Source organism: Arthrobacter sp. Y3225116, assembly GCF_059091245.1.
The window spans coordinates 1-681 of the sequence record NZ_JBNHGL010000527.1 but is presented as its reverse complement, the minus strand read 5'-3'; the positions used below and the strand labels follow the sequence as shown (position 1 = coordinate 681).

Here is a 681-nt window from a genome sequence, read left to right as displayed (position 1 = left end):
CGCCGCGACGCCCAGCGCGATGGCCACGGTGTTGAACCGGTTGGTGCTCAGCTGCCGGGCGGCGAACTGCAGCGGGGTCTTCACCGACGGCACGCCGGCCGCCCCGGAGGGTTCGACGTCCTTCGCCGGGTGCGGCTTGAGCATGGCGGCCGAGATGAAGGCGGCGGCACCGTAGACCACCAGGGCGATCAGCGACACCCACAGGGTCACGGCGCTGCGGCTGATGGCACTGGCAACGATGGCCACCACCAGCACGGCGACGCCGCCGACCAGCAACTCGTTCAGGAACCAGGAGCGGATGCGCCGCCGGTTCCAGCCCATGGCCCGCAGCGTCACGGCTTCGGTCCGGCGGGAGCGGGTGAAGGCGACGGCGCTGGCGGCGGTCAACAGGGCCGCGCCGCCGACGGTCAATGCGAGCAGCGCCGCGCTGGAGGCACTCAGGGCGCCCTGCACCTCGCCGGCCGCGCCCTGGCGGACCCAGGACTGCTGCACGGTGCCGAGGTCGCTGACCGTGCCGGAGGCGTCCTTGTAGTAGTCGGGCACGTAGATGGACACGTCCTCGCGGGCCGAGCCGGCCACCACCTGGGTCTGCAGGCCGAGGTCCTCGATCGCGGCGGCCACGGCGTTGATCTGGTCTTCGGCGTCGGCCCAGGAGCCGGCGGCGTCGACGCGGACGCGGAC

General features: G+C 73.1%; 1 protein-coding gene. It reads right to left on the bottom strand.

Translation table 11 applies throughout. The annotated features are described in order from the left end of the window. A partial coding sequence (locus AC5RV2_RS18770) for an FtsX-like permease family protein (RefSeq protein WP_494093586.1) occupies positions 1-681 on the bottom strand: 681 nt, incomplete at both ends.